The following is a 4,104-nucleotide window of genomic DNA, read 5'->3' on the forward strand; positions in this document are numbered from 1 at the left end:
GGCCGCGCCGGGGCGGCACCTGGCCGACCTGGGCGCCGGCTGGGGCTATCTTGCCGCGCGGCTGCTGGAGCGGGACGGTATCGAGCGGCTGGACCTGGTCGAGGCGGATCACATCGCGCTGGACTGCGCCCGCCAAAACGTGACCGACCCGCGCGCCCAGTTCCACTGGGCCGATGCCACGCGCTGGGCGCCGGACCGGAAATATGACGCGGTGGTGATGAACCCGCCCTTCCACACCGGACGCCGCGCCGATCAGGGGCTGGGCCGGGCCTTTATCCAGGCCGCGGCGCGCCTGCTGACCCCGTCGGGTCAGCTGTGGATGGTCGCCAATCGGCATCTGGGCTATGAAGCGGTTCTGAAAGACTGTTTCGCCGTTGTCGAGGAAATCGCCGGGGACACCCGGTTCAAGGTCATCCATGCCACCCGCCCGGCGCGCGGCGCGCCGCAGCGGGCCAGGGACTGACCGCCGCCGTTCAGGAGACTGCCTTCATGTCCTTTTCCATCGCCGGCAAAACGGCCATCGTCACCGGGGCAGCCAATGGCATCGGCCTCGCCATCGCCCGGCAATTTGCCGAAAAGGGCGCCAATGTCATGTTCGCCGACATGGATGAAAAGGCGCTGGCCTCGGAGCTGGGCGACAAGACCGAAGACGGCAACGTGCGCTATTTCGCCGGCGACCTGCGCGAACGGCTGACCATCGCCAACCTGCTGTCGGCCACCATCGACGCCTTCGACACCATCGACATCCTGGTCAACGGCGCCCGCCAGATCGAACTGTCGGACCCGCTGGATGCCGACAGCGACGCGGTCAGCGCCATGTTCCGGCAGAATGTCCTGCCCGCCCTGCGGCTCAGCCAGCTGGTGGCCAAGCGGATGATCCGCCAGTCCGAGGGCCAGACCGAAGGCGTCGCCGGGTCCATCGTCAACCTCAGCTCGATCGCCGCGCGCCGGTCGCAGCCCGATCTGCTGGCCTATGCGATCAGCATCGCCGGGCTTGACCAGATGACCCGCTCGCTGGCGGTGGCGCTGGCGCCCAACCGGATCCGGGTGAACGCGGTGGCCTTCGGCTCGGTGATGAGCGCCTCGCTGAAATCCACCCTCAAGGACAACCGCAAGTATCGCGAGGATATCGAAGAGAACACCCCGCTGTCGCGCATCGCCTCGCCCGGCGAACTGGCCGATGCGGCGCAGTTCCTCGCCTCGGACGCGTCGGGTTTCATGACCGGGCAGATCATCACCCTGGATGGCGGGCGCACCCTGATCGACCCGGTCACCGCCCCGGCGCACTGACCGATGACCGCCGCGATGATGGAACAGGAAAAATCCACCGCTGCTGCCTGGTTCCGCAGCCTGCGCGACCAGATCGTCGCCGCCTTCGAAGCGCTGGAAGACAGCCACAGCCGCGGCCCGCTGGCCGAGGCCGCGCCGGGCCGCTTCGAGGTCAGCGAAACCCGCCGCGCCGCGCCCGACGGGGCCGATGCCGGCGGCGGGCTGATGAGCGTGATGCGCAATGGCCGGGTGTTCGAAAAGGTCGGCGTCAATATCTCGACCGTCTACGGCACCCTGGGCGAACGGGCGCAGGCGGCGATGGCGGCGCGCAAGGGCATTCCCGGCATGGCCGAGGATCCGCGGTTCTGGGCTTCGGGCATCTCGCTGGTCGCGCATATGCAAAACCCGCATGTCCCGGCGGTGCATATGAACACCCGCATGTTCTGGACCCCGCATGCCTGGTGGTTCGGCGGCGGCTCGGACCTGAACCCCTGTATCGAATATGACGAGGACACCGCGCATTTCCACGCCCAGCAAAAGGCGCATCTGGATCCGCACGGGCCCGGCCATTATCCGCGGCTCAAGAACTGGGCCGACGACTATTTCTATATTCCCCATCGCGGCCGCGCACGCGGCGTCGGCGGCATCTTCATGGATGATCATTGCAGCGGCGACTGGGCGGCGGATTTCGCGCTGACCCAAGATATCGGCCGCGCCTTTTTGCCCGCCTATCTGCCGCTGGTGGAAAAGCGGCGCAGCCAGCCCTGGAGCGCAGCCGACAAAGACACCCAGCTGGTGCATCGCGGGCTCTATGCCGAATACAACCTGGTCTATGACCGCGGCACGAAATTCGGCTTGGAAACCGGCCATGACGCCAATGCCGTGCTGATGAGCCTGCCGCCCATGGCCAAGTGGGTCTGAGCCGTGGCCCCCGCGTGCCCCCTCTCCTTTCCCTGGCAGAAAATGCGCCCGCCGAACGCATCGCCCGCCGCGCGATTTCAGCCGCTTTCCAACCCGCTAAGTTCGGGGTAGGAAGCGGCTATGCAATGGACCGTGCCCAATATCCTGACCGCGCTGCGCCTGTTGGCGGCGCCGGGCCTGTCCATTATGTTCCTCTATTTCAACCGCCCCTATGCCGATTGGTTCGCGCTGATCCTGTTCCTAGGCGCCGCGCTGACCGATTGGATCGACGGCTATCTCGCCCGCAGCTGGAAACAGGAAACCCGGCTTGGCGCGATGCTGGATCCGATCGCCGACAAGGCGATGGTGGTGATCGCGCTGATGGTGATCGTCGGCTATTCCTCGATGTCGCCCTGGCTGGTGCTGCCGGCCACGGTGATCCTGTTCCGCGAGGTGTTTGTCACCGGGCTGCGCGAATTCCTCGGCAGCGCGGCGGGAACCCTCAAGGTCACCAAGCTGGCCAAATGGAAGACCACGCTGCAGATGGTGGCGATTGCGGTGCTGTTCTCGCAGGGGATCTTCGAACATTTCCTCGGCATGTCGATGGCCGGAATGGATCAGACCGCCATCGATGCGGTGTTCCTGGACCAGGGCGCCGACCCGCAGGGGCTGCGCTGGAAGGCGGCGGGTGAATTCTGGGCCGGGCGTGCCGGGCTGTGGCTGTTGTGGATTGCCGCGGCGCTGACGCTGATCACCGGCATTGACTACTTCCGCAAAGCCATACCTTACCTCAGAGAGGTGCGATGATGGATGTGCTGTATTTCGCCTGGGTCCGCGAACGGATCGGGGTGCCGAAGGAAAAGGTCGAAACCGGGGCCGCCACCGTGGCCGCTCTGGTCGACGAGTTGCGCGCCCGCGAAGCCCGCTACGAGGCCGCCTTTGCCGATCTCTCCGCCCTGCGCGTCGCCGTCGACCAGGAACTGAGCGATTTCGACGCGCCGCTGGAAGGCGTGCGCGAGGTCGCGTTTTTCCCGCCGATGACCGGGGGCTAGGGCGATGCGGGTGGTCGTGCAACAGGCCCCCTTCGATTTCGGCGCCGAGGCCGAAGGCTTTGCCCGCGCCGCCGAAGGCATGGGCGCGGTTGTCACATTTACCGGCATCGTGCGCGACCGCGACGGCGGTCTGGAGGCGATGGAGATCGAACATTACCCCGGCATGACCCAAGCCGCGCTGACCGGCATCGCCGAACAGGCGCTGGAACGCTGGACGCTGGGCGATGTGCTGGTGATCCACCGCTTTGGCCGGATGGCAGTGGGCGAGCGGATCATGATGGTCGCCACCGCCGCCCGGCACCGCGGCGACGCCTTCGAGGCGGCGGAATTCCTGATGGACTACCTGAAATCGCGGGCGCCGTTCTGGAAGAAGGAATTCACCCGCGACGGCGCCGAATGGGTCGCCGCCAGGGACGAGGACGAAGACGCGCTGAACCGCTGGTAACGTCTCAGGGCCTCGGGTGGTCGTCCCAATCCTCGGACAATATCCGGCGGCTGTCGCCCTCGGGGTCGTCATACTGGTTCGACCGCACGGTATAGACAAACCCCAGCAGCCCCACCGCGCCCAGCGTCAGGGAAACCGGGATCAGATAGGCCAGAACGGTCATTTCGCCCCCGTCAGCCGCAGCGCGTTCAGTGACACGGTGATCGACGAGGCCGACATCGCCAGCGCTGCCACCAGCGGTGTCGCCAGCCCCGCCACCGCCAGCGGCACGGCGATCACGTTGTAAAGCGTGGCGATGCGGAAATTCTCGCGGATACGCCGCGTGGCCCGCTGCGCGGTGTCGCAGGCCGCCGCGATCGGCGCCAGGTCCTGCCCCAGCAGCACGATATCCGAGGCCACCCGCGCCGCATCCAGCGCCGAGGCGGGCGCAACCGACAC

Annotated in this window: 7 protein-coding genes and 1 pseudogene; 6 read left to right on the forward strand and 2 right to left on the reverse strand. The window is 66.8% G+C overall.

Annotated features, from left to right (window positions below; translation table 11 throughout):
* From CVM52_RS24145 to CVM52_RS24170, 6 genes are all read left to right on the forward strand, one after another.
* Positions 1 to 463: class I SAM-dependent methyltransferase (locus CVM52_RS24145; protein WP_133119971.1), on the forward strand; the 463-nt coding region annotated here is incomplete at its 5' end.
* A 26-nt stretch (positions 464 to 489) separates the two neighbouring features.
* A complete protein-coding gene (locus CVM52_RS24150; RefSeq protein ID WP_100164859.1) occupies positions 490 to 1,290 on the forward strand; it encodes an SDR family NAD(P)-dependent oxidoreductase in 801 nt (266 codons plus the stop codon).
* Between the two features lie 15 nt (positions 1,291 to 1,305).
* Positions 1,306 to 2,190 (forward strand): oxygen-dependent coproporphyrinogen oxidase, encoded by an 885-nt coding sequence (gene hemF, locus CVM52_RS24155; RefSeq protein WP_370741724.1) that lies wholly within the window; start codon positions 1,306 to 1,308, stop codon positions 2,188 to 2,190.
* A 120-nt stretch (positions 2,191 to 2,310) separates the two neighbouring features.
* On the forward strand, positions 2,311 to 2,976 hold the full coding sequence (pgsA, locus tag CVM52_RS24160) for a CDP-diacylglycerol--glycerol-3-phosphate 3-phosphatidyltransferase (RefSeq protein WP_100164861.1): 666 nt from the start codon (positions 2,311 to 2,313) through the stop codon (positions 2,974 to 2,976).
* On the forward strand, positions 2,976 to 3,221 hold the full coding sequence (moaD, locus tag CVM52_RS24165) for a molybdopterin converting factor subunit 1 (protein ID WP_172721081.1): 246 nt from the start codon (positions 2,976 to 2,978) through the stop codon (positions 3,219 to 3,221). The genes pgsA and moaD overlap by 1 nt, the downstream gene beginning before the upstream one ends.
* Before the next feature lie 4 nt (positions 3,222 to 3,225).
* A complete protein-coding gene (locus CVM52_RS24170; RefSeq protein WP_100164863.1) occupies positions 3,226 to 3,666 on the forward strand; it encodes a molybdenum cofactor biosynthesis protein MoaE in 441 nt (146 codons plus the stop codon).
* 4 nt (positions 3,667 to 3,670) lie between these two features.
* On the opposite strand, the gene ccoS is transcribed toward CVM52_RS24170, so the two are convergent.
* Positions 3,671 to 3,829: a cbb3-type cytochrome oxidase assembly protein CcoS gene (gene ccoS, locus CVM52_RS24175; RefSeq protein WP_100164864.1), complete on the reverse strand. Its 159-nt coding sequence runs from the start codon at positions 3,827 to 3,829 to the stop codon at positions 3,671 to 3,673.
* Positions 3,826 to 4,104: pseudogene (locus CVM52_RS24180) on the reverse strand (ATPase); the annotation flags it as partial. The gene ccoS and the pseudogene CVM52_RS24180, both read right to left, overlap by 4 nt.

Source organism: Pseudooceanicola lipolyticus (assembly GCF_002786325.1).
GTDB lineage: Bacteria > Pseudomonadota > Alphaproteobacteria > Rhodobacterales > Rhodobacteraceae > Pseudooceanicola_C > Pseudooceanicola_C lipolyticus.